Origin of the sequence: Agrobacterium tumefaciens, from assembly GCA_025560025.1 — a bacterium.
Lineage (GTDB): Bacteria > Pseudomonadota > Alphaproteobacteria > Rhizobiales > Rhizobiaceae > Agrobacterium.
The window spans coordinates 136430-160298 of the sequence record CP048488.1; the positions used below are offsets into that span (position 1 = coordinate 136430).

General features: G+C 54.3%; 21 protein-coding genes and 3 pseudogenes. 17 read left to right on the forward strand and 7 right to left on the reverse strand.

The features are described from left to right. Positions 1-342 precede the first annotated feature (342 nt). The gene (locus tag FY152_26150) at positions 343-777 is read left to right on the forward strand and encodes a hypothetical protein (protein ID UXS35633.1); all 435 of its coding nucleotides are present in this window, start codon (positions 343-345) and stop codon (positions 775-777) included. Between the two features lie 96 nt (positions 778-873). Here FY152_26150 and FY152_26155 read toward each other — a convergent pair. Both FY152_26155 and FY152_26160 read right to left on the reverse strand, forming a co-directional pair. Continuing rightward, positions 874-1175 (reverse strand): annotated as a pseudogene (locus FY152_26155) (HipA domain-containing protein). After that, a pseudogene (locus FY152_26160) lies at positions 1176-1495 on the reverse strand (HipA domain-containing protein). A gap of 580 nt (positions 1496-2075) precedes the next feature. Between FY152_26160 and FY152_26165 the strand changes: the two are divergent. Beyond that, positions 2076-2249: pseudogene (locus FY152_26165) on the forward strand (transposase). A 1171-nt stretch (positions 2250-3420) separates the two neighbouring features. Here FY152_26165 and FY152_26170 read toward each other — a convergent pair. The 3 genes from FY152_26170 to FY152_26180 form a co-directional block, all read right to left on the reverse strand. Further along, positions 3421-4131 carry a hypothetical protein gene (locus FY152_26170; GenBank protein ID UXS35634.1) on the reverse strand — a complete coding sequence of 237 codons (711 nt, stop codon included), beginning with the start codon at positions 4129-4131 and terminating at the stop codon, positions 3421-3423. A gap of 462 nt (positions 4132-4593) precedes the next feature. Continuing rightward, the gene (locus FY152_26175) at positions 4594-4836 is read right to left on the reverse strand and encodes a hypothetical protein (protein ID UXS35635.1); all 243 of its coding nucleotides are present in this window, start codon (positions 4834-4836) and stop codon (positions 4594-4596) included. A 439-nt stretch (positions 4837-5275) separates the two neighbouring features. Further along, positions 5276-6007 (reverse strand): (dimethylallyl)adenosine tRNA methylthiotransferase, encoded by a 732-nt coding sequence (locus FY152_26180; GenBank protein ID UXS35636.1) that lies wholly within the window; start codon positions 6005-6007, stop codon positions 5276-5278. A gap of 836 nt (positions 6008-6843) precedes the next feature. Here FY152_26180 and virA point away from each other — a divergent pair. The 13 genes from virA (at position 6844) to virG (ending at position 20320) form a co-directional block, all read left to right on the forward strand. After that, positions 6844-9345, forward strand: coding sequence for a two-component system sensor kinase VirA (virA, locus tag FY152_26185; protein UXS35637.1), 2502 nt, complete (start codon positions 6844-6846; stop codon positions 9343-9345). 544 nt (positions 9346-9889) lie between these two features. Further along, the gene (locus tag FY152_26190) at positions 9890-10627 is read left to right on the forward strand and encodes a type IV secretion system lytic transglycosylase VirB1 (protein ID UXS35638.1); all 738 of its coding nucleotides are present in this window, start codon (positions 9890-9892) and stop codon (positions 10625-10627) included. After that, a complete protein-coding gene (locus FY152_26195) occupies positions 10627-10992 on the forward strand; it encodes a pilin major subunit VirB2 (GenBank protein UXS35639.1) in 366 nt (121 codons plus the stop codon). Before FY152_26190 ends, FY152_26195 begins: the two co-directional genes overlap by 1 nt. Then, positions 10992-11318 (forward strand): type IV secretion system protein VirB3, encoded by a 327-nt coding sequence (locus FY152_26200; protein ID UXS35640.1) that lies wholly within the window; start codon positions 10992-10994, stop codon positions 11316-11318. The genes FY152_26195 and FY152_26200 overlap by 1 nt, the downstream gene beginning before the upstream one ends. After that, positions 11318-13687, forward strand: coding sequence for a type IV secretion/conjugal transfer ATPase VirB4 (virB4, locus tag FY152_26205; GenBank protein UXS35641.1), 2370 nt, complete (start codon positions 11318-11320; stop codon positions 13685-13687). The genes FY152_26200 and virB4 overlap by 1 nt, the downstream gene beginning before the upstream one ends. Positions 13688-13703: 16 nt before the next feature. Continuing rightward, complete coding sequence (locus tag FY152_26210; GenBank protein ID UXS35642.1) at positions 13704-14366, forward strand: pilin minor subunit VirB5; 663 nt, start codon at positions 13704-13706, stop codon at positions 14364-14366. A 100-nt stretch (positions 14367-14466) separates the two neighbouring features. After that, positions 14467-15354 (forward strand): type IV secretion system protein, encoded by an 888-nt coding sequence (locus tag FY152_26215; protein ID UXS35643.1) that lies wholly within the window; start codon positions 14467-14469, stop codon positions 15352-15354. Positions 15355-15389: 35 nt separating this feature from the next. Beyond that, positions 15390-15557 (forward strand): type IV secretion system lipoprotein VirB7, encoded by a 168-nt coding sequence (locus FY152_26220; protein UXS35644.1) that lies wholly within the window; start codon positions 15390-15392, stop codon positions 15555-15557. Next, positions 15544-16257 (forward strand): type IV secretion system protein VirB8, encoded by a 714-nt coding sequence (locus FY152_26225; GenBank protein ID UXS35645.1) that lies wholly within the window; start codon positions 15544-15546, stop codon positions 16255-16257. Before FY152_26220 ends, FY152_26225 begins: the two co-directional genes overlap by 14 nt. Further along, entirely contained in the window at positions 16254-17135 is an 882-nt protein-coding gene (gene virB9, locus FY152_26230; protein UXS35646.1) for a P-type conjugative transfer protein VirB9, read from the forward strand. The genes FY152_26225 and virB9 overlap by 4 nt, the downstream gene beginning before the upstream one ends. Then, positions 17132-18265 carry a type IV secretion system protein VirB10 gene (gene virB10 / locus FY152_26235; GenBank protein UXS35647.1) on the forward strand — a complete coding sequence of 378 codons (1134 nt, stop codon included), beginning with the start codon at positions 17132-17134 and terminating at the stop codon, positions 18263-18265. Before virB9 ends, virB10 begins: the two co-directional genes overlap by 4 nt. A 34-nt stretch (positions 18266-18299) precedes the next feature. Continuing rightward, positions 18300-19340, forward strand: coding sequence for a P-type DNA transfer ATPase VirB11 (virB11, locus tag FY152_26240; protein UXS35727.1), 1041 nt, complete (start codon positions 18300-18302; stop codon positions 19338-19340). 218 nt (positions 19341-19558) lie between these two features. Further along, on the forward strand, positions 19559-20320 hold the full coding sequence (gene virG / locus FY152_26245) for a two-component system response regulator VirG (GenBank protein UXS35648.1): 762 nt from the start codon (positions 19559-19561) through the stop codon (positions 20318-20320). Between the two features lie 141 nt (positions 20321-20461). Here the strand turns inward: virG and FY152_26250 are convergent, their stop codons facing one another. Both FY152_26250 and FY152_26255 read right to left on the reverse strand, forming a co-directional pair. After that, positions 20462-21070 carry a conjugal transfer protein VirC2 gene (locus FY152_26250; protein ID UXS35649.1) on the reverse strand — a complete coding sequence of 203 codons (609 nt, stop codon included), beginning with the start codon at positions 21068-21070 and terminating at the stop codon, positions 20462-20464. A 2-nt stretch (positions 21071-21072) separates the two neighbouring features. Next, complete coding sequence (locus tag FY152_26255) at positions 21073-21768, reverse strand: conjugal transfer ATPase VirC1 (protein UXS35650.1); 696 nt, start codon at positions 21766-21768, stop codon at positions 21073-21075. A 270-nt stretch (positions 21769-22038) separates the two neighbouring features. Between FY152_26255 and FY152_26260 the strand changes: the two genes are divergently transcribed. Next, positions 22039-22482 carry a T-DNA border endonuclease VirD1 gene (locus FY152_26260; protein ID UXS35651.1) on the forward strand — a complete coding sequence of 148 codons (444 nt, stop codon included), beginning with the start codon at positions 22039-22041 and terminating at the stop codon, positions 22480-22482. Between the two features lie 33 nt (positions 22483-22515). Next, positions 22516-23859 (forward strand): T-DNA border endonuclease VirD2, encoded by a 1344-nt coding sequence (locus FY152_26265; GenBank protein UXS35652.1) that lies wholly within the window; start codon positions 22516-22518, stop codon positions 23857-23859. Positions 23860-23869: the final 10 nt, after the last annotated feature.

Consider the following 23869-nt stretch of genomic DNA (forward strand, 5'->3'; position numbering starts at 1 on the left):
GGCCCGCCTCCGGGGTTGCGTTTTGCTGTCCGTGAACTGCAATGTCTCGAAGCACCGGAGCGCGTGCGAATGAGCGCGTGGATCGCCTCATGGCGCTCGGAGCTTCAGGGGAATCCGCCGCCCTCAACACTTCATACCAAACAGAAACATGGAGATGCCGAAAACGCCATCCTAGTGGAATCATCGTCCGCGCTGAGAGATTGCTTCTCATCAAGCAGACGGGGCGACTGCAAGGCAGGGCTTGCTAGGCGACTGACTCCTCATCTCAAAGCTCAACGTAACAGCAATTCCATAGTATCGGAATGGCTTACCTTCTTTTAGTCAATCTAAATAGGATCACCTATGAAACTTATGCTACCCACCCTGTTTGGGATACTTTTGGCTACGGCTGCAAACGCTGCCAATGATAGTCATGTACTAGCAACCTTTCCCGAGATTGCGCTTGCACTGACTACCGGCAAGCCAGTGGACGTTATGGTCGATTTAAGTTTGTGTACTCCGGGGACCGACGATACACCGCCGACGAAGACGCGCGGAGGCATTCGCATAGATGGGTATAGAATCACTTCTGACGGCACCCTCGCTTTTGCGGATCAGCACTTTACGATTGATCGTGACGGTAAGCCTATTCTTCAGTTTCTTCGCTACCAAATCCGGTTGGACGGTGACGCCGAACTGACTATGGTCGTATTCAACATGCCAAGCTACGAGAGAAAAGGTACCAGCTTGGCCTACAAGTGCGCGATCAGTCACGGGTTGAGTTTCTTCGCTCCATAGTGATCTCTGACTCCTGTGTGACGCCAATCAGAGTTGGCTTAATCTGCCCGGCGAGGCAATTTGCAGATGGTGGTTCGAGTATGAAAAAGGTACTCGTCATAGCGCAAGCGCTCGTTTTAAAATAAAGGCGCTGGCCATGCGATTGATCTTGGCTGAGCGGGCGCCGATCGCCTTGGCGGTATCGCGCCAGGTTGCGGTCATGGTCGCGACCTCTTTGATTATCGCGCGGGCCTGCGGCAGCGTGAGAGCGCGAAAAACTCCGACGCGGCTTCCAGCAGATCGAGCGAGCAGGTGCCCTCGTCGAGATGGATGTTCGCCGTCAGCTCCCGAGCCTTCAGATCGGTCGGAACGGGTTTGAGGTCGTATGCCGGCGAGAGCGACCAGTCCGCCTTTCCCAGTCACAGGAAACCGTGATTGCGCAGGTGATCGTCGACATTGGAAATCAGCACATGGAAGACGACACGCCGATAGAGGACATGGGCGTCCGTCTTACCTTGGGCGCCGTGTTTAGCAAGGGCATCGACGATCTCCGGAGAGCTGCCGCGCTCGCCGCCCATCGTCGCCATCGTCGACAGGAACGGGGTGCGGATCGCCCCTCGCGATCGAAGCGTCGCGACAACATGACGGCCTTGCCGGCGAGGTCGATCAACTCGTGCCGAGGAGTGGCGATACCTGCCTGGCCGGCCAGCCGCAGCGCGATCTCTTCCCAGCTCTCCATGCTGTAGTCGTTGGTCTCCTTCGGGAATTTCGCGATTGAGAGTCGACCATGTTGGTCGATGACCGAGGCCTTCGGGCAGGCATCGCCAAGGGAGGAGCCTGGGGCAAAGATGAGCTGCAGGCCTTCATCTTAGCGGCATAATTGCGGGTGATAGCAATGAAAGCTCAATTCATGAGGTTTCTTTCCGCATCCTTCAACGAATCCCTGCCTCGACGAGGGTGCGATCGCAAATGTATCGTGAAAGCGGTTCGGCCGACCAGGCCCAAGTGGTAGAGCCGGAGCCATATTGGAGGCTGATCTACGAAGGGAGAAAAGCAGCAGACTGGCATCCCACAAGGCTCTCTCGGCGTTGGATGCAATGCCGAACGAAAAACTCATTTTCCGCCTGAATTGCTCGCCGAATTCGCGACGCACTTGCCATTCGGCAATCCATTGGAAACGGCAGATAATCTCACGAATTTTTCAGCTCGCAAGTCGCCAAGTGCGGGTGCGGTTTAGGGTAAGCGCGCAATACCCCGCACCTTTTTCCGTTGAATGAGCTGAGGCATTTGGTGTCCACCTAAAATGAGGTGGACGCCAAATCATGGAAGATGATCAGAAACTGCGTGTGAGGCTTATAGGCCGGAACGGGCGACGTCGTTTTGATCCGGTATCGAAGGAGCGGCTTGTCGCAGCCTGCCTTGAGCCGGGGGCATCGGTATCGAGACTTGCGCTCGAACATGGGGTCAATGCCAACCTCCTTTGGAAATGGATAGGCAAGTGAGTACTGACCGGCCCAATGCGTTTCGGACCGAGGAAGCTAAGCGCTTGAGCACCGAACGTCCGGTTTAAATGCGCAAAAAATGTCGCCAAGGTTGTACTCATGATCCGGACGCCAAGGTTTCTTGGATAGCAGGTCGCATATTTCGCATGAACCTTGCGATCAGAGCGGATGTTCATCGGACTTCTTTTGGGGTATTGGCATTTTGCCCTGGTCGTTGACACTATCGCCACCCCGTGTCAGCGATACGCCCTGTCACCAACTTAACCTTTGGTGACAGGGCTAATATTCAATAGATCCCCCGACCCTCAATTAGTTTGGCTAAATAGAGCACAAGCTGCGCTTGGCGGCTGGCCATCAGTTCTTTTGAACGTTTTCGAACGGCGCCTGCTCAAAATTGCGAGCTTCGATCAGCGCTTCAATAATCGCACTAGTCAGGCGCATGGTACAATAATCGGTGCTCCATCGATGACCTTCGGATGTCGAGCGCAGCAAATCCAGTCCCTGGCCGACACAATCTCCTCGGCCCGATTAATCGCCCATTCCATAAAGGTTTTTGAACCTGATCGTTTTTCCCGATAACCACAACTATCCGTGTTGCCTCCGCATTTCTAGGACGGGAAGAAAAACAAGCAGTTAAGGCGCAGCGCGTCGTCCGCTGCATGCCGGGTAACGCTATTGCTCTAAGATCACGCAGCACCAGTTCCACACCTTGCTGCTTTCAGCGAAGGCACCGGTCCGCGACGCACAACCGACCTCATCTAGCTTTAGATCAAACAATATCAGATGCACCAACCTGCCATTGTAAAAATAGGGTTCCTCTTCGTTGCTAATTGCGTTCGCGTTTCTTGTAAGGAGATGGAGCCGCTGGCCGATAGCGGCGCGAACAGTTTCTGCAATCCGACTGGGGACCTATTGACGTATCGTGGGAACATGAGTGCCAGCCGTCCAAGACAGCCCGTTCATGAATGATGCGAGGGGCGAGCGCGGCAGAATGGCCAGCCCCGCTCAAAGATGTTTTCAGCCAGCTGTTCAACACGGTTACGACGAACCGATCCTGTGCAGCACGCCTTTATAGCGAGCTCCTGAGCTTGAAAAGCGATCTGGATGACTCGTATCGATCCGTTCTCTTTCGAGCAGTGAATCCGGTAGCTGTCGCAAAACACTACTGAGCAAGCGAGCGTGGAACCGGAAAGTCTAATACTTTGCTTGTGTAACTTTCTACCAAGGTACTAAACGGCGTGCCGTCAGGAAGTTTCAGCACAGCACGATGTTCGAGCAGGAATGGCGGCAGGGTAGGAGATCCCCTTCCAGACGCAATCAAGCCGTCCATGTCCCAGCCTTCTGATAGAGGAGACCAGAGTAACTTGGCAGATAGATTGGTGCGTGTGAAATTGAGAGCCAGAACGGCTCTGCCAAACGCGATATCGCTGGTATTCAATGCCTGATTCATCTCGGCCGTTAATCTTGCCGGCACATACCAATTGTCGGCCTCGGACAAGACGCGGTCGCCGCAGACCAGGCGAACGCGGCGATAAGCGATCGGCTCGTCGGGTCCGACGGTCAGTAGTTCACGGATGTGATCATCGGCCGGCTTGGCTTGCCCGCGCACACGCTGAGCTAGGATCTTGGAACCTTCCGGTGCGAGCTTGTGCCCGGCGCACCAGCGGTCAAGGGTCAACGTAGCACTGGCGTTACTCAGGAGATTGGCATTCAAGGTCTGGAGAACCGCAAGCGCTTCCACTCGAGATGCCGGCGTGTTCAACCACTGAGACCCTATAGACGGTTCTTGCGCAATTGCGATCTGGGTGCCCAGCACGATGGAGGCCGCTGCAAGTGCGGCGATGCGAAAGCATTTCGAAGGGCATAATGACACGGAGAATGAAATCCTTTGTGGAGCAAATTTGATGGGCGAACCCTGCGGTCAAATTGCGTTGATTTTGGGAGGCGAGCGCGCGTTGTCAGCATATATGATACCGGCAGCAAGATCTGGCCTGCGCCTTGGGCGCACCGTATACCGGTCAGGTTCCCGATTGACTTTCTCACCATCTTTTGATGTTCCTGCCGCGCAGGTTCGCACCTGTTGAAGCCTAGGTGCCCGAGCCGTTCTTTGCTTGCGTCGCATTGATGTTGTCCATGATATCCTCCGTCCACTCGCCGACCTATAGTTGGAATTTGCAGGTGTTGACGAGTGAGATACCACGTTGGTTTTCGTCCAGCGTGGCGACAATTTTCATCGTGGCACTTGGAAATCCAATGGACTTGGGTTTCAAACCAGGAGCGCGGCGGCTGGTTGGATTTCTCCCAAATCTATCGAATCGTTATTCTCACTTGCGAGTCAGCGCTCTTGGTCTTCCCCCTCGCGCGTTGCAAGATGCTCGTATAGCTGGATCGGATAAAATAGTTCGCAACCGAACGCAAAATCCAAGAGCAGTTGCTCGAAAAAGGACCTCTTCGTCGAAGTTGGGCGCTGCTGCCGGTCGGGCGATAGTTGTAGATCAGGCAGGGATACGCCGTCGATAGTTGCCAATCGCAGATGCGAGTAGCCCAGGCGCTTGTCTGATTTCTTTTGGTGCCCCATGTCATCGTACTCCTTATGTAAGCTTACCGACGATATGTGCAGTCCATCAGCAGTATAATGATTACAGGAGACCAAAGATTGGTTTCAAATGTAACCGAATAAGCCTGCTGTACGTAATGGCAATCGGTCGATATCAGTCGGCACAGCCACTCGTCTTGCTGAGATGCAATGTCGACGTGTAACCAAAATGACTTTGATGGAAGTCGACTTTGAAGCCTGACCGACGCCGGCTAATCGAAATCTGCAACTGCTGGAACTCGGAAGCGGCCAAATCCCTCGAGGACCGAGCGCCGGCCGAGGTGCTTCGAAAGAAATCACTTACTCAAATAAGATGTGCGAATAGCTTTGGCGCGCCGCATGTCGCGCTTGGAGGTGACGCCGACCGATGCTGCGCCGCCGATGGCCATCCAACACGCAGGTCAAATGATGAAGCGGCGAATCACCGAATTCGCGTCAGCGTGACCGGGCAAACAGGCTGTCCTGCGCCATCTTCTGGCCACTGAGGAAAATCGCGCTCCTGCGAGAGCGCATGTTCAAGATATTCATTAGCTATGGCCTCTATGAGCTCTACGTGCCGCCCTGCATCAATATTTGGCAACTGGCTGATTGCGAGATCGTGTTTGCGCGCAAAACGAATTGCGCAGCGATATCCGTCGATATCTTCCAAAATCGGTCGAGCGGCAGGGTAGTTCCAGAGTTCCGCCAACTCCTCCAACAACGAGGGGCGATCTTCCCGGATGGCAAACATTTCCGCAACGCGTTGCTTGGCTCGGGTGAGAAAGGCGTCCGAATCCCCAAGACGTAGCCGCTTGACATGCCATTGAAAACCCGATCTCCAAAACGGACTTTTAGCCATGCAATTGAGAAGCGAAATCGACCCGCCCTCGAGAATAAGACCGTCTTCGGACTTCCGCCAATCCACTTCGAATATGAGTCGACGATGGGCACTCTCAGCGTCAAGGATGCCCTCGGTGAGGGGGCGGGAATCCAAATATATTCTCCGCGTTGATTGCAATTCCGATTCCAAAGGTCTTCCGCTACCTGTCGCGATTTGAGGACAGCATTGCACACGATCAAGGGCAACCACCGGCCACCCGGTTTCTTGTGCGATTTGGATCGCCATGTCCGTTTTGCCGCTGCAAGTCGGTCCGTAGATGAGATGGAGTATCATGTGCGCCTCATATAAATTTAATGGGATATCCCATCTGTTCCAAACCAGATTTTTCAATTCGGATTATGATGTTTTACTGCATGATTTTTACCAGCTTTACGCAATCTGCTGAACTAATATCGCGCTACATTTGTAATCGTACATTTTTGACGTTGCCGGCTCATTCGGCCATGAGAGTTTCCATCCCGTTGTCCTCCTGAACAATTGAGGAGTTTGGCCCCGACACCTGCTTATGGTGAATGCAGCGGACCCCGTTAACGCAACGTCGAAAAGCGGATAGGCGATTTGAGTAGGGAAGCCACATCGGCCGCGCGGTATGCTCCGTCAGCACCTGACAGTTCGTGTTGCAGCTTTGCTTGGTCACCTGAAACGAAAAATGCCGCTGAAGAATATTTAACGGATATGCACACGAAAAAGCCGGTTGGGTCTCATATGCCGCTGACGTCCTGGCTTCGTTTCGAAGCCGACAGCCTCTAAGGTGGTACGAACACAGACCTAATATCCGCTAGTGTCCGCGGCAGCCGCCACGGCAGTTCTCGCTGCGCATAGCATAGCAACTTGCCCTGTCGACGCATGATCAGCCATATTGTTAATGTCGACGATTTCATTTTTCTCGGTGCAAACGGCGACATCCCGACCATATCGATCCTACCAGCCACCGCGCGGAGTCAAAGAATACCTCGGCAACCGGAAACATCCATTGGAATGCCGAGGCTGTGTTTCATTTGAAACACACTGAGTCGACGTTTGTTGCTTCAACCCATTTACAAACCCTACTGTGCGGCCTAAGGGCCACCGGGGTGGGACTGAGCGCTGGTACGAGGACGTAAGTGCGGATGAATGGAAGGTATTCACCGTCTCGGCAAGATTTCAAGACAGGCGCCAAGCCTTGGTCTATCCTGGCCTTGGTAGTTGCTGCAATGATTTTTGCCTTGATGGCGATTACGTCTTGGCAGGACAATGAAACCAATCGGGCGATCCTGACCCAATTGCGAGCTATTAACATCGACAGTGCTTCGCTGCAGCGGGATGTACTCCGCGCGGAAGCGGGTGTGGTGGCGAACTACCGGCCCATTATCTCCAGGTTGGGAGCTTTGCGGAAGAACCTGGAAAATTTGAAGCGACTATTTAAACAATCTCATCTTGTGATCGGCAATGATTTCTCTCAACTGCTCGACAAGCTAAAGGTGTCTGTGGATACGACCGACGCGGCCGTTGCAGCCTTCGGAGCGCAAAACGTGCTCCTGCAAGATTCGCTTGCCAGCTTCACTCGCGCGCTTAGTATTCTTCCCAAAATGTCGTCGACGGATCAGACGGTCGAAAATTCGGACGAATTGGGCAGCCTGATGCTGCAGTTTGTGCGTCAGCCAAGCCCAGCACTCTCGTTGGAGATCAGTCACGAACTCGACATGCTCCAAAAAGCTAGCGGTGGGGCTGAAGTTCCTATCCGTATACTTGCACGCGAGGGTCGCGTCATCTTGTCGATTTTGCCCCGTGTGAACGATGCCGTAAACATGATTCAGACCTCCGACACCGCTGAAATTGCCGAAAGATTGGAGCGCAAGTGTTTGGAGGCCTATAGCTTGCAAAGCGTGAGGGAGCAGCGGGCACGGATCTTCTTGGGTTCCGTTTCGGTGGGCCTTTGCATCTACATCATCTCACTGGTCTATAGGCTGCGTCGGAAAACGGCTTGGTTAACGCGGCGTTTGGATTACGAAGAGGTAATCAAAGAGATTGGGGTTTGTTTCGAGGGGGGAGGGGCCACAGCGTCGTCTCTCAATTCGTCCGCGCAAGCTGCGCTTGGAATTATTCAACGCTTCTTTAATGCGGAATCGTGTGCACTAGCATTGGTGGACCATGGTGACAGGTGGGCTGTCGAAAGTTTCGCTGCGAAGCTGCCTGAGCCCGTCTGGGAGGACCTCGCGCTACGCGAGATGGTTTCTCTTGCCAGAGCGGATGAGCGTGCGTCAGTATTCCGCATCATGTCGACGCGAAAGGTCAGCTGCCTTCCTCCGGAGACTCCGGGCGTTTCTATGCTGCTGGCACACAAATCTACGGATCAACTGATAGCGATTTGTTCCCTCGGTTACCAGGGCTATCGTCTGAAATCTTGTCCAGGCGAAGTTCAGCTTCTTGAACTCGCCACCGCCTGCCTCTGCCACTATATCGATGTTCGGCGTAAGCAGACCGAATGCGATATTCTGGAGAGGCGATTAGAGCATGCGGAACGTCTTCAGGCAGTTGGTACACTTGCTGGTGGAATAGCGCATGAGTTCAACAACATTTTGGGAGCAATCCTCGGGTACGCTGAAATGGCGCAAAACATGCTGCGTCGGTCATCTGTCACCCGAAGACACATTGACCAAATTATTTCGTCGGGTGACAGAGCCAGGCTCATTATCGATCAGATCTTGACTCTAAGTCGAAAACTAGAACGCGTGACAAAGCCGTTCAGTGTCTCCGAACTCGTAATGGAAATTGCTCCCTTATTGCGTGTTGCATTGCAGCGCAACATCGAGCTGAAGTTCAAGTTTGACGACAAGAAGAGCGTAGTCGAAGGAAGCCCGCTAGAGGTTCAGCAGATGCTGATGAATCTTTGCAAGAACGCTTCCCAGGCGTTTACCGCCGATGGTCAAATCGACATCATCGTTAGCCGAATTTTTGTATCTCGACAGAAAGTACTGGCGCATGGTGTTATGCCAGCTGGCGACTATGTTCTTCTTTCTGTCAGCGACGACGGTGAAGGCATTGCCGAAACTGTGCTCCCCCACATTTTTGAGCCTTTCTTTACAACACGCTCTTGCAGCGGCGGCACGGGTCTAGGTCTTGCTGCCGTGCACGGTCATGTCAGCGCGCTTGCAGGATATATTGACGTTACTTCAGCCGTAGGGCGAGGGACGCGCTTCGACATTTATCTACCTCCTTCCTCGAAGAAGCCCGTCAGCCCGGACGCGTTTTTTGGGCCCTGTAAAACACCGCGTGGCAACGGAGAAATTGTGGCATTGATTGAGCCAGATCCTGTCTTGCGGGAGGTGTACGAAGACAAGATCGCCGCTCTGGGCTATGAGCCGGTGGGCTTTAAGACATGTGCAGACCTTTGCAATTGGATATCAAAAGGCAAGCAAGCCGATCTGGTTCTAGTTGACCAATCGTCTCTTCCCGAGAATCAGAGTGCTACTGCTTTGCACGCAGCCTTCAAGACGGCGTCCATCATCATTGGAGGAAGTGATCTTAAAATGTCACTTTCCAGCGATGACATGACGTCCGCGCTTTTTCTGCCCAAACCTATATCCTCCAGGACGATGGCCTACGCGATTCGTACCAAGATCAAAGCCTAGAGTTGAGGATGTTTTTCAGGAGACTCGACCAGGGTAATCAGCACGTCTGTTCGGCGCGCCTATAGCTATGGTTTTTCGCAATCGCTTTGGGCAGTCGGTTGTGGCGGTGCGTCTTCTGAGACCCGAAGGTTGGCGATTATCTGCTGGAGGTCTTCGATACCGTCTTCGAAGAACAAGACATATGTTCGCTGAGCTCGGACATAGGATAGTCGGCATAGGCGGATACCCTCGCCACGCAAATGGCGCGATCGACACCCTGATCGGAGCCTGCGAAGTGCCACAGTTTATTGGAACCATCCCCCGTTCATTCCGCCCTGGAATTTCACTTCGACGGCATTCTAGATCCTCGCCGTTGTCTTAGAGAGCCATCTTTCGTCGGCGCACCCTTAAGTGCATGGAAAGCCGTTTTCGCTTCAAATGAAATCGAAAAGAAGAAAACAAAAATCCTAGAGTAACCGACCCTCCCGATAATCGTGAACATCAGATGACAGCATTTCTTCCGACCGAAGTGGCTGTGTTGGTTATGAGCTTGGGGAGATGGGGAATGTTGAAGGCAACAGGGCCGCTGTCGATTATCTTACTGGCCTCCACGTGCCCGTCGAGCGGTGCTGCCCCACTTTCATTTGCTGAGTTCAATAATTTTGCACGCGAATGCGCTCCATCCGTTGCTCCATCTACGCTTGCAGCGATCGCTCAGGTCGAAAGTCGCTTTGATCCGCTTGCTGTGCATGACAATACCACCGGCGAAACGCTTCACTGGCAGAACCAGGCTCAAGCAACGCAAGTCGTGATGGACCGTCTCGAAGCACGGCATTCGCTGGATGTTGGGCTCATGCAGATCAATTCCCGGAATTTTTCCGTGCTTGGTCTGACACCTGACGAAGCCCTTCAACCTTGCACGTCATTATCTGTCGCCGCAAACTTGCTTGGGAGCCGCTACGCTGGCGGCAACACGGCTGACGACGAGCAATTGTCGCTTCGTCGGGCAATCTCCGCCTATAACACCGGTGATTTCACGCACGGCTTCGCGAACGGCTACGTGCGAAAAGTTGAAACGGCCGCTCAACAGCTCGTCCCCCCGTTAACCGCGCGTCCAAAAGATGATCGTGAGAAGCCGGGATCCGAGGAAACATGGGATGTTTGGGGGGCATATAAGCGTCGTTCCCCGGAGGGCGGAGCTGGCGGGTCATCCGGTCCGCCTCCGCCGCCAGACGAGGACAACCGCAAATCCGAAGACGACGATCAACTCTTGTTCGACTTAAATCAAGGAGGTCCGCAATAATGCGATGCTTTGAAAGATACCGTGTACATCTGAATCGCCTCTCGCTCTCGAACGCGGTGATGCGCATGGTATCCGGCTATGCGCCGAGCGTGGTCGGTGCAATGGGGTGGAGCATTTTCTCCTCTGGGCCGGCCGCGGCCCAATCTGCAGGTGGCGGCACTGACCCAGCCACAATGGTTAACAACATATGCACGTTTATCCTTGGTCCGTTCGGCCAGTCACTCGCTGTTCTTGGCATCGTGGCCATCGGAATCTCCTGGATGTTCGGTCGCGCTTCACTCGGTCTCGTTGCCGGCGTCGTCGGCGGCATTGTCATCATGTTTGGAGCCAGCTTCCTGGGCAAAACGCTGACTGGAGGTGGCTAATGAATGATCGTCTGGAAGAAGCAACCCTTTACTTGGCGGCGACACGGCCCGCATTGTTTCTTGGCGTGCCGCTGACGTTGGCGGGGCTACTCGTGATGTTTGCCGGCTTTGTCATCGTCATCGTTCAGAACCCGCTGTACGAAGTCGTTCTCGTGCCCTTGTGGTTCGGAGCGCGGCTTGTGGTGGAACGAGACTATAACGCGGCCAGCGTCGTTCTACTTTTTTTGCAGACGGCGGGAAGGAGCGTTGATGGTCTGATTTGGGGCGGCGCAAGCGTTAGCCCAAATCCAATCAAGGTTCCCGCGCGAGGGAGAGGAATGGCGTAATGCTCGGAGCAAGTGGCACAACCGAAAGGTCTGGCGAGGTCTATCTACCCTACGTCGGGCACGTCAGCGACCATATTGTCCTTCTAGAAGATGGATCGATCATGACGATGGCGCACGTAAGTGGCATGGCCTTCGAACTCGAAGATGCCGAAATGCGCAATGCACGTTGCCGTGCATTTAATACGCTCTTGCGCAATATCGCTGATGATCATGTGTCAATATATGCTCACCTCGTACGTCATGACGATGTGCCGCCGTCACCCGCGCGACATTTCCGCAGCGCTTTTTCCGCCAGTCTGAGCGAAGCTTTTGAGGAGCGCGTTCTCTCCGGCAAACTCCTTCGCAATGACCACTTCCTTACGCTGATCGTGTCTCCCCGGGCCGCGCTTGGCAAAGTGAGGAGAAGGTTCACCAAACGCTACAGACAAAAAGAAAACGATCTCACAGCTCAAACCAGGAACCTGGAAGATCTCTGGCATCTTGTCGCTGGCGCTCTCGAAGCGTACGGCCTGCGTCGTCTTGGTATTCGTGAGAAGCAAGATGTGCTTTTTACGGAGGTTGGAGAAGCTCTGCGGCTGATAATGACTGGTCGATTCACGCCGGTTCCCGTCGTTAGCGGTTCGCTCGGCGCCTCGATCTATACCGACCGAGTTATTTGCGGCAAGCGGGGACTCGAGATCCGAACACCAAAAGATAGTTATGTGGGATCTATTTACTCGTTTCGCGAATACCCCGCAACGACGCGACCGGGTATGCTCAACGTGCTACTGTCTCTCGATTTTCCGCTTGTTCTGACGCAGAGCTTCTCGTTTCTGACTCGCTCGCAAGCCCACTCGAAGCTCAGCCTCAAGTCCAGCCAAATGTTGAGTTCTGGCGACAAAGCCGTCACCCAAATCAGCAAGTTATCCGAGGCGGAGGACGCACTAGCGAGCAACGAATTCGTATTGGGGGCGCATCATGTGAGTCTTTGCATATATGCAAATGATCTCAATAATCTTGCAGATAGAGGTGCCCGCGCCCGGACGCGATTGGCGGATGCGGGAGCTGTTGTTGTCCAAGAGGGCATCGGCATGGAGGCGGCTTATTGGTCGCAGCTGCCAGGCAACTATAAGTGGCGCACGCGTCCGGGAGCGATCACATCGCGCAACTTCGCTGGTTTAGTCTCATTCGAGAATTTTCCCGAGGGATCCGGCTCAGGTCACTGGGGCAACGCGATTGCGCGCTTTCGTACCAATGGTGGAACCCCTTTCGACTACATCCCGCACGAGCACGATGTCGGCATGACCGCGATATTCGGTCCCATCGGGAGGGGTAAAACGACGCTCATGACCTTTATCCTCGCGATGCTCGAGCAGAGCATGGTCGACCGCGCGGGTGCGGTTGTCCTCTTCGACAAGGACCGCGGCAGTGAGCTGCTGGTTCGCGCCACCGGGGGAACATATTTGGCGCTCCGTAGAGGAGCGCCGAGCGGATTGGCGCCATTGCGTGGCCTGGAAAATACAGCGGCTTCACATGATTTTCTGCGCGAATGGATCGTGGCGCTCATTGAGAGCGATGGCCGTGGAGGAATATCCCCCGAGGAAAATCGCCGTCTGGTGCGGGGTATCCATCGGCAGCTCTCGTTTGATCCCCACATGCGCTCAATCGCGGGGTTACGCGAATTTTTGTTGCATGGACCCGCCGAAGGGGCGGGAGCGAGACTCCAACGCTGGTGCCGTGGCAATGCACTAGGCTGGGCGTTCGACGGCGAGCTCGACGAAGTAAAGTTGGATCCTTCGATTACTGGTTTCGACATGACGCATCTTCTCGAATATGAGGAAGTATGCGCTGCCGCCGCAGCATATCTTCTGCACCGCATTGGAGCCATGGTTGACGGCCGTCGGTTTGTGATGAGTTGCGATGAGTTTCGCGCCTATTTGCTAAATCCTAAATTTGCGGCGGTCGTCGACAAGTTCCTGCTTACTGTCCGCAAAAACAATGGGATGCTGATACTGGCAACGCAGCAACCTGAGCATGTCCTGGAATCGCAGCTAGGCGCCAGTCTCGTCGCGCAATGTATGACGAAGATTTTCTATCCTTCACCCACGGCAGATCGATCGGCTTACATCGATGGACTGAAATGTACTGAAAAGGAATTTCAGGCGATCCGTGAAGACATGGCAGTAGGTAGCCGGAAGTTTCTGCTTAAACGAGAAAGCGGAAGCGTCGTCTGCGAATTCGATCTGCGGGAAATGCGCGAATATGTCGCCGTACTTTCGGGGCGCGCCAACACGGTGCGCTTCGCGGATCAGCTTCGCAAAGTACAGGGGGACAACCCATCAGCCTGGCTCAGCGAATTTATGGCTCGTTACCACGAGGCAAAAGATTGATCAAAGGTGGGGAACTATGAAGATCATGCAACTTGTTGCTGCGGCCATGGCCGTCAGCCTTCTTTCGGTCGGACCCGCGCGGGCGCAGTTCGTTGTCAGCGATCCGGCGACGGAAGCTGAGACGCTGGCGACGGCGCTCGAGACTGCGGCAAATCTCGAACAGACCATAACGATGGTGGCGATGTTAACCTCGGCTTATGGCGTCACCGGCCTACTAACTTCGCTCAACCAAAAAAATCAGTATCCCTCGACCAGGGACTTGGACACGGAAATGTTTTCGCCGCGAATGCCAATGTCGACCACGGCACGTGCGATCACCACCGATACAGATCGCGCCGTAGTTGGTGGCGACGCTGAAGCGGATCTGTTGCGATCGCAGATCACCGGTTCCGCAAATAGCGCGGGCATTGCGGCTGACAACCTGGAGACGATGGACAAACGCTTAACAGCGAATGCCGAGACCTCGACACAGCTTTCTCGCTCTCGCAATATCATGCAGGCAACCGTTACCAACGGTTTGCTTCTCAAGCAGATCCATGACGCAATGATTCAAAATGTACAGGCGACCAGCTTGTTAACGATGACCACCGCGCAGGCTGGCCTTCATGAGGCGGAAGAGGCGGCCGCTCAACGTAAGGAGCATCAAAAGACTGCGGTCATCTTTGGGGCCGTCCCCTGAGACTGGGCGACTTATTCGTGCCGCCCATCTGCACATTTCAGGATGCGAGTTCATTGTATCCGACATTCTGCGACAAGCCAGTCAAGGTCAGGTCCAAACGATGAATTTCACGATCCCGGCGCCGTTTACGGCCATTCATACGATCTTCGATCTAGCCTTTACGACAAGCCTGGACACAATGCTTGGGACGATCCAAGAGGCGGTGAGCGCGCCATTGGTCGCCTGCGTCACTCTTTGGATTATCGTTCAGGGTATTCTGGTCATGCGTGGCGAAATCGACACGCGCGGCGGTATCACTCGGGTGATCACGGTCACCGTCGTTGTTGCCCTCGTCGTCGGGCAGGCCAACTACCACGACTATGTGGTTTCAGTCTTTGAAGAGACGATTCCAAACTTTATTCAGCAGTTTAGTGGCAGCGGCCTGCCTCTGCAGACCATTCCCGCTCAGCTCGATACAATGTTCGCCCTAACCCAAGCTGCATTTCAGAGAATTGCATCTGAAATCGGCCCGATGAATGACCAGGATATCCTTGCTTTCCAGGGGGCTCAGTGGGTCTTTTACGGCACGCTCTGGTCTGCCTTCGGAATCTACGACGCCGTCGGAATTCTCACGAAAGTGCTTCTGGCGATCGGCCCTTTGATCCTCACGGGATATATCTTTGATCGCACGCGCGACATCGCGGCAAAGTGGATCGGGCAACTTATCACCTATGGTCTCCTACTTCTCCTGCTAAACCTCGTGGCGACAATAGTCATCCTAACCGAAGCGACTGCACTCACGCTTATGCTTGGTGTAATCACCCTTGCCGGTACGACCGCGGCCAAGATCATTGGTCTTTACGAACTCGACATGTTCTTTCTGACTGGTGACGCACTCATTGTCGCTTTGCCGGCAATCGCCGGCAACATCGGAGGCAGTTATTGGAGCGGCGCGACCCAATCTGCCAACAGCTTGTACCGTCGCTTCGCTCAGGTCGATCGTCGTTAGGTCCCGCAAAAAAATTCACGTCGGTGGAGAACTCTATGAAATATTGCCTGCTGTGCCTGGCTCTCGCTTTAGGCGGCTGCCAGACAAACGATAAATTGGCGAGCTGCAAAGGCCCAATATTCCCGCTGAATGTGGGGCGATGGCAGCCTACGCCGTCAGATCTTCAGCTCAGCAACGTAGGTGGTCGCCATGAAGGGGTCTGAATACGCCTTGCTAGTAGCGCGGGAAACCCTGGCTGAGCACTACAAGGAAGTGGAAGCTTTCCAAACTGCGCGTGCGAAATCAGCGCGGCGCCTCTCCAAGGTCATTGCAGCTGTCGCAACCATCGCGGTTTTGGGGAATGTTGCGCAAGCCTTCACAATTGCCACCATGGTGCCGCTGATCAGGCTTGTGCCGGTATATCTTTGGATACGGCCGGATGGCACCGTTGACAGCGAGGTGTCCGTCTCCCGATTGCCTGCAACTCAAGAGGAGGCCGTCGTTAACGCCTCACTGTGGGAGTATGTTCGGCTGCGCGAGAGCTATGATGCCGATACCGCCCAGTACGCCTATGACCTGGTCTCGAACTTCAGCGCCCCAATGGTGCGCCAAAATTATCAGCAATTCTTCAATTATCCCAATCCAACTTCGCCTCAAGTCATCCTCGGCAAACACGGCAGGCTAGAGGTCGAACACATCGCTTCGAATGATGTTACTCCGGGTGTGCAGCAAATTCGCTATAAGCGAACCCTCATCGTTGACGGCAAAATGCCGATGGCGAGCACTTGGACTGCTACGGTTCGTTATGAAAAGGTGACCAGCTTGCCCGGCAGATTGAGACTGACCAACCCGGGAGGCTTGGTTGTCACCTCCTACCAGACATCGGAAGATACCGTTTCGAACGCAGGCCACAGCGAACCATGACGAAAAAAGCATTTCTCACTCTGGCATGTTTACTTTTTGCGGCGATTGGCGCGAGGGCTGAAGACACGCCAACGGCGGGCAGACTTGATCCGCGCATGCGTTATCTCGCTTACAATCCCGATCAAGTGGTGCGCCTTTCAACGGCGGTTGGAGCCACTTTGGTTGTTACTTTCGGGGCTAACGAAACGGTGACAGCTGTTGCCGTTTCCAATAGCAAAGATCTCGCGGCCCTTCCGCGCGGAAATTATCTTTTCTTCAAGGCTAGCAAGGTTCTCCCACCCCAGCCAGTGGTCGTGCTAACTGCGAGTGACGCCGGTATGCGACGCTACGTTTTCAGCATCTCTTCCAAGACGCTGCCGCACCTCGATAAAGAGCAGGCCGATCTCTACTATAGCGTACAATTCGCTTACCCTGCCGATGACGCAGCGGCTCGCCAGAAGGCGGCACAAGAGAAGGCTGTTGCAGACCGTATACGTGCGGAAGCGCAATATCAACAGAGAGCAGAGGGTTTATTGGAGCAGCCTGCCGCGACCGTTGGTGCCGAGGACAAGAATTGGCACTATGTCGCTCAGGGCGATCGTTCGCTGTTGCCGCTCGAAGTCTTCGATGATGGATTTACGACGGTATTTCACTTCCCAGGTAATGTACGCATACCCTCCATCTACACGATAAATCCGGATGGAAAGGAAGCTGTCGCTAACTATTCAGTCAAAGGGAGCTATGTCGAGATTTCTTCGGTTTCCCGTGGTTGGCGTCTGAGGGATGGCCACACGGTATTATGCATTTGGAATACCGCCTACGATCCCGTCGGCCGCAGGCCGGAGACGGGCACTGTGAGGCCCGATGTGAAGCGCGTCCTAAAGGAGGTGAGAGGATGAACGACGACAATCAGCAATCGGCGCATGATGTCGATGCGTCGGGGTCCCTGGTCTCCGACACACATCACCGGCGCCTTTCGGGGGCTCAAAAGTTGATCGTAGGAGGTGTAGTTCTCGCGCTATCACTTAGCCTCATTTGGCTTGGCGGGCGTGAAAAGAAGGAAAACGGGGACGCACCCCCGTCAACCATGATCGCCACGAACACCAAGCCATTTCATCCGGCTCCGATTGACGTTACACTTGATCCTCCGGCTGCCCAGGAAGCTGTTCAGCCGACTGCTCCTCCGCCAGCACGAAGTGAGCCGGAACGGCATGAGCCGCGGCCGGAAGAAACACCGATTTTTGCGTACACCAGTGGTGATCAAGGGACCAGCAAGCGCGTTCAACAAGGCGAAACGGACCGAAGACGCGAAGGCAATGGGGAAGACAGTCCTTTGCCGAAGGTCGAAGTGTCCGCCGAGAATGATCTCTCGATACGCATGAAGCCCACCGAGCTGCAGCCCACCAGGGCTACGCTCTTGCCTCATCCCGACTTCATGGTGACGGAGGGGACGATTATTCCATGTATCTTGCAAACGGCAATCGACACCAGTCTGGCAGGCTATGTAAAATGCGTGTTACCCTGGGATGTTCGTGGAACAACGAACAACGTTGTGCTTCTTGATCGCGGCACCACCGTTGTTGGCGAGATCCAGCGCGGTTTGCAACAGGGAGATGCGCGTGTTTTTGTGCTCTGGGATCGGGCGGAGACACCCGACCATGCCATGATTTCGCTTGCGTCACCAAGCGCTGACGAACTCGGTCGCTCGGGATTGCCGGGCACCGTCGACAATCACTTCTGGCAGCGCTTTAGCGGGGCCATGCTCTTGAGTGTCGTCCAAGGTGCCTTCCAGGCAGCGAGCACCTACGCTGGCAGCTCGGGTGGAGGGACGAGCTTCAACAGCGTCCAGAATAACGGTGAACAAACGGCAGACACAGCCCTCAAGGCCACGATCAACATACCGCCAACCCTGAAGAAGAATCAGGGCGACACGGTCTCCATTTTTGTCGCACGGGATCTCGATTTCTCAGGCATATACCAGCTTCGTATGGCTGGTCGCGCGGCGCGGGGGCGGGATCGCCGTCCATAACGAATTCAACTTATCACTTACAGATGGAGATACGATACAAATGGAGGTGGATCCGCAATTACGAATCCTTCTCAAGCCGATTTTGGAATGGCTCGATGACCCGCGGACCGAAGAAGTTGCGATAAATCGACCTGGGGAGGCATTTGTGCGCCAGGCCGGCGCCTTCCTCAAGTTCCCTTTGCCTGTCTCCTATGACGATCTCGAAGATATCGCTATTTTAGCAGGCGCGCTGAGAAAACAGGACGTTGGACCACGCAACCCACTTTGCGCAACTGAACTTCCAGACGGCGAGCGGCTGCAGATCTGTTTGCCGCCGACGGTACCATCGGGCACCGTCAGCTTGACGATTCGACGGCCAAGTTCCCGTGTTTCTAGTCTCAAAGAAGTCTCGTCCCGTTACGATGCTCCGAGGTGGAATCAGTGGAAGGAACGAAAAAAACGGCATGATCAGCATGATGAAGCTATCCTTCGGTACTATGACAACGGGGATCTGGAGGCGTTTCTGCACGCATGTGTCGTTGGTCGGTTGACGATGCTGCTTTGCGGACCCACCGGGAGTGGCAAGACAACGATGAGCAAGACCTTGATCAACGCTATCCCGCCGCAGGAAAGGCTGATTACCATCGAAGATACGCTCGAACTCGTCATTCCACACGAGAACCACGTAAGGCTGCTTTATTCTAAGAATGGGGCTGGGCTGGGCGCAGTGACCGCTGAGCACCTGCTACAGGCTAGCCTGCGCATGCGACCGGACCGAATACTGCTCGGCGAGATACGCGACGATGCCGCGTGGGCTTATCTGAGTGAAGTCGTCTCAGGGCATCCGGGATCGATTTCCACAATACATGGTGCCAATCCCGTCCAAGGTTTCAAAAAGCTATTTTCGCTCGTGAAAAGCAGCGCTCAGGGGGCTAGCTTGGAAGATCGCACCCTGATTGACATGCTCGCAACCGCAGTTGATGTCATCGTACCCTTCCGTGCCCACGGTGACATTTACGAGGTGGGCGAAATCTGGCTCGCTGCCGATGCGCGTCGGCGCGGTGAGACAATAGGCGATCTTCTTAACCAGCAGTAGTTGTGATCCATGTTTCTAAATGCCGCATGGCACGTTGTAGAATTACGTTTGTAGCAATGCTCAGCAATCTTTGTCATCAAACGGAGACATCTAGTTTGCATTTCTGTCGTGCGCGGTTTGGTCGAAATCTTGCCGAAATGCCCGTGTAGTGAGAGAAAATTAAAGAGTGGAGTCTAACAAATACAATCTTTACGTGTATAAATTCTGTTGAGCTGCAAATGGCTGGCCAGGATCCTAGATTGAGAGGTGAACCGTTGAAACACGTTCTTGTCATCGATGACGATGTCGCTATGCGGCATCTTATAGTCGAGTATCTTACGATCCATGCCTTTAAGGTGACTGCGGTAGCCGACAGCAAGCAGTTCAATCGTGTACTCTGCTCCGAGACGGTCGATGTCGTGGTCGTCGATCTTAATTTGGGTCGCGAAGATGGGCTTGAAATTGTTCGTAGTCTGGCCACGAAGTCCGATGTTCCAATCATAATTATTAGCGGCGCTCGCCTCGAAGAGGCGGACAAAGTTATTGCGCTCGAGTTGGGAGCAACCGATTTTATTGCCAAGCCTTTTGGGACGCGGGAATTTCTGGCGCGCATCCGTGTTGCGTTACGCGTGCGGCCCAGTGTCGCGCGAACCAAAGATCGACGCTCATTTAGTTTCGCTGACTGGACACTTAATCTCAGGCGACGCCGCTTGATTTCGGAAGAGGGCAGTGAGGTGAAACTCACGGCAGGTGAGTTTAATCTCCTGGTTGCTTTCCTGGAGAAGCCGCGCGACGTCCTATCCCGGGAGCAGCTTCTGATCGCCAGTCGGGTACGCGAGGAGGAGGTGTATGACAGAAGTATTGATGTCCTCATTTTGCGGCTGCGCCGGAAGCTTGAGGGGGATCCGACGACCCCTCAGTTGATCAAGACTGCAAGAGGTGCTGGCTATTTCTTTGACGCTGACGTGGATGTTTCGTACGGGGGTGTGATGGCGGCCTGAGGTAGAGGTGCATTTCGCCTCTAGCAATCTGTTCCCAACGTGAGCAGATTGCTATGCGGCTTGGCAAAGCTGCCTTTCCTCGGTACTATCCGAAAAACTCAGCACTGCGGAGTGATTGGATGGGTCCTATCTTTTGAGAGATCAGCTGTTCGTTGCCTTCTCCCGAGCAAAGAAACATGCAAGCGCTGCGGTAGCCAGCTTGTGGCCGAAAGCCCGGGCGGTCTCCAATCCCAATGGATCAAAGTGATTGCGAGCGGCTTCTATTAGCGAGACCGGGAACATGCGGGAGGTCTGAACGATGATTGATTTTTCGAAAGCTGTGTGAGGGATCGGATAACTCTTCGGAGCCGCACGAAACGATCCATCCGCCAGCATGTTTTCAAAATCGCCAAGCGCACGGCGCAAGATCATTTGTAGCGACTTGGAAGGACTGTATTGCAGGATCAGGTTGTCATATATCTTCGATACTTCAGGCGCGGGCGGGCGCGCTGAAAGGAAGACCTGGATCTTTTCTGGCGCTGTCGTCGAACTCAAAGCATCCACGGTCAGCATCGATTGCTGATCAGAGCTGTGACAACGCTTGGCGGTGGCTGGGGCAGGTCGTCGATCTTCCTCGTCGAGATTTTCAGGCGGCTGCGGCAGGGTCGAGTTTTGGGTGGCAACAGGCAAAGAAGGATGGACGATTTCGGGTCGAGCGGCGGCAAGCCGCCTGGCCTCCCCGACAGACAAAGCGGGTTTGCGAATTCCCATCTTCACCCCTCCAAGGCTTCGCTAACCAATTTGGAGATAGTGACGAGTTCCTCCATGGCGATTCTGAGATTCCGTTCGAGGAGGCGCATTGTCGGATCGGTTCTCATATTCAGCAATGTGAGATGCAACATGCCACGTTCCTTCATCGCGGCAAATGCGTCTCTCTCGTGCATGGGAGACTGTACAACTGGAAGGCTTGCGAGCATGTCCGACATCGCGCGCTGCGATGTGGTCAATCGACCAACCGGCACGCGTTGGCGCAATACGGCTGTCGGAATTGCCAAGTTCTCGCTCAGCAGCAGTTCAATGACATAGCGGTAGGTCGACAATGCTTCATCGATATCGAGCGGAGTTAACATGGTCGGGATCAGAAGCAGGTTTGAGCTGGCAATGATCGTGTTGTTGAGTTCGCTCGAACCACCATGCGTATCGGCCAGCGCATAATCAAATCCCTGGAGTTCGGCGTCCTCATAGGCCGCCTCAAGGAGTGCCATTTCCTCGGCGGCGTAGACTTCGCAGAAGGAGCCCCAGGTATTGCTGCGAAGGGCGTTTTCTTTCCATCGCGTTAGTGGTCGGTTTTCATCAGCGTCGAAGAGAGCCAATCGTTTGCCGTCACTTGCAAAGGCGGCGCAAAGACCCATGAGTGCCGTGGTTTTGCCGGCTCCTCCCTTGAAGGAGCAAAATGTCAGAAGTTTCATGTCCTTATCCTGTCGATTTTGTGAAGCGGAAGTGCGTCTGTACTTTTATTTGTGTGTATGATTTTGCGATAATTCATGAGTAATGTAGTAATTACCTGATTTTATATTTCAATTTTATTGTAATATAATTTCAATTGTAATAATATAAAAATAAATATCCCTTATGTGTTCTTGATTTCGTTTTGTATATGGCTAGATTCCCATCTGCCACGACGAGGAAATGCTACGGCGGGGCAAGTTCAGATCTTTCCGTCTTCTATGGAGGAAGCTATGTCGCAAGGCAGTAGGCCCACCTCAAGTGACATTGCCGTCAACCAGCGCGAATGCGTGAAGGTTGAAGGCTTCAAGGTCGTCAGTACCCGATTAAGATCGGCCGAATATGAGAGTTTTTCTCATCAGGCACGCTTGCTGGGCCTCTCCGACAGCATGGCCATACGGGTTGCGGTGCGCCGCATTGGTGGCTTTCTTGAAATCGACGCAGAGACTCGTCATAGGATGGAGGCCATACTACAATCCATAGGAACACTCTCAAGCAACATTGCCGCGCTGCTATCTGCCTATGCCGAAAATCCGACAATGGATTTGGAGGCTTTGCGAGTTGAACGTATCGCCTTCGGTAAATCTTTCGCTGACCTCGACGGCTTGCTCCGTTCCATTTTGTCCGTATCACGGCGGCGGATCGACGGTTGCTCGCTGCTGAAAGACGCCTTGTAGCACTGACGTAGCACTTGGCGGGGAACATATTCGATGCCCGATCGAGCTCAAGTTATCATTCGCATTGTGCCGGGAGGTGGCACCAAGACCCTTCAACAAATTATCAATCAGTTGGAGTATCTATCCCGGAAGGGCAGGCTGGAGCTGCAGCGTTCAGCCCGACATCTCGATATTCCCCTGCCACCGGATCAAATCCACGAACTTGCCCGAAGCTGGGTTCAAGAGACTGGAACTTATGACGAAAGTCAGCCAGACGAGGAAAGGCAACAGGAGTTGACCACCCATATTATTGTAAGCTTCCCCGCGGGTACAAGCCAGGTAGCGGCTTATGCGGCGAGCCGGGAGTGGGCAGCCGAGATGTTTGGGTCAGGCGCAGGGGGGGGCCGATACAACTATCTTACGGCCTTCCACATCGATCGCGACCACCCACATCTGCATGTCGTCGTCAATCGGCGCGAACTTTTAGGACACGGCTGGCTGAAGATATCTCGGCGCCATCCCCAACTGAATTACGACGCCCTGCGCATAAAGATGGCCGAGATTTCACTTCGTCATGGCATTGCCCTCGATGCGAGCCGACGAGCAGAACGTGGCATCACCGAGCGGCCGATCACTTATGCCCAATATCGGCGCCTTGAGCGGGAGCAGGCTCGCCAAATCCGTTTCGAAGACGCGGATTTGGAACAGTCGTCGCCGCAAGGAGATCATCCAGAATTCAGCCAACCTTTCGATACATCCCCATTTGAAGCATCCGCGGGCGGACCGGAGGACATGCCTCGGCCCAACAATCGGCAGAATGAGTCGCAAGTTCATCTCCAGGAGCCAGCTGGTGTCAGCAACGAAGCCGGTGTCCTTGTGCGGGTTGCATTGGAGACGGAGCGCCTTGCTCAACCATTCGTTTCCGAAACCATTCTCGCGGACGACATAGGGAGCGGCTCTTCGCGTGTTGCCGAGGGCCGTGTGGAGAGCGCAAACCGCACTCCCGATATTCCTCGCGCAGCAACTGAAGCTGCCACGCACACGACACACGACCGGCAGCGGCGTGCAAAGCGTCCTCATGATGACGACGGAGGGCCGAGTGGAGCAAAACGTGTGACATTGGAAGGCATCGCGGTTGGGCCCCAGGCGAACGCCGGCGAACAGGATGGCAGTAGTGGCCCCTTAGTACGGCAAGCTGGAACGTCTCGCCCATCTCCACCGACGGCCACGACGCGGGCCAGCACCGCAACCGATTCATTGTCTGCTACAGCCCACCTCCAGCAACGGAGAGGTGTCCCTTCAAAGCGTCCGCGTGAAGATGATGATGGAGAACCGAGTGAACGCAAACGCGAGAGAGATGAGCGCAGCAAGGACGGGCGTGGGGGAAATAGGAGATAGAGAAGGACCG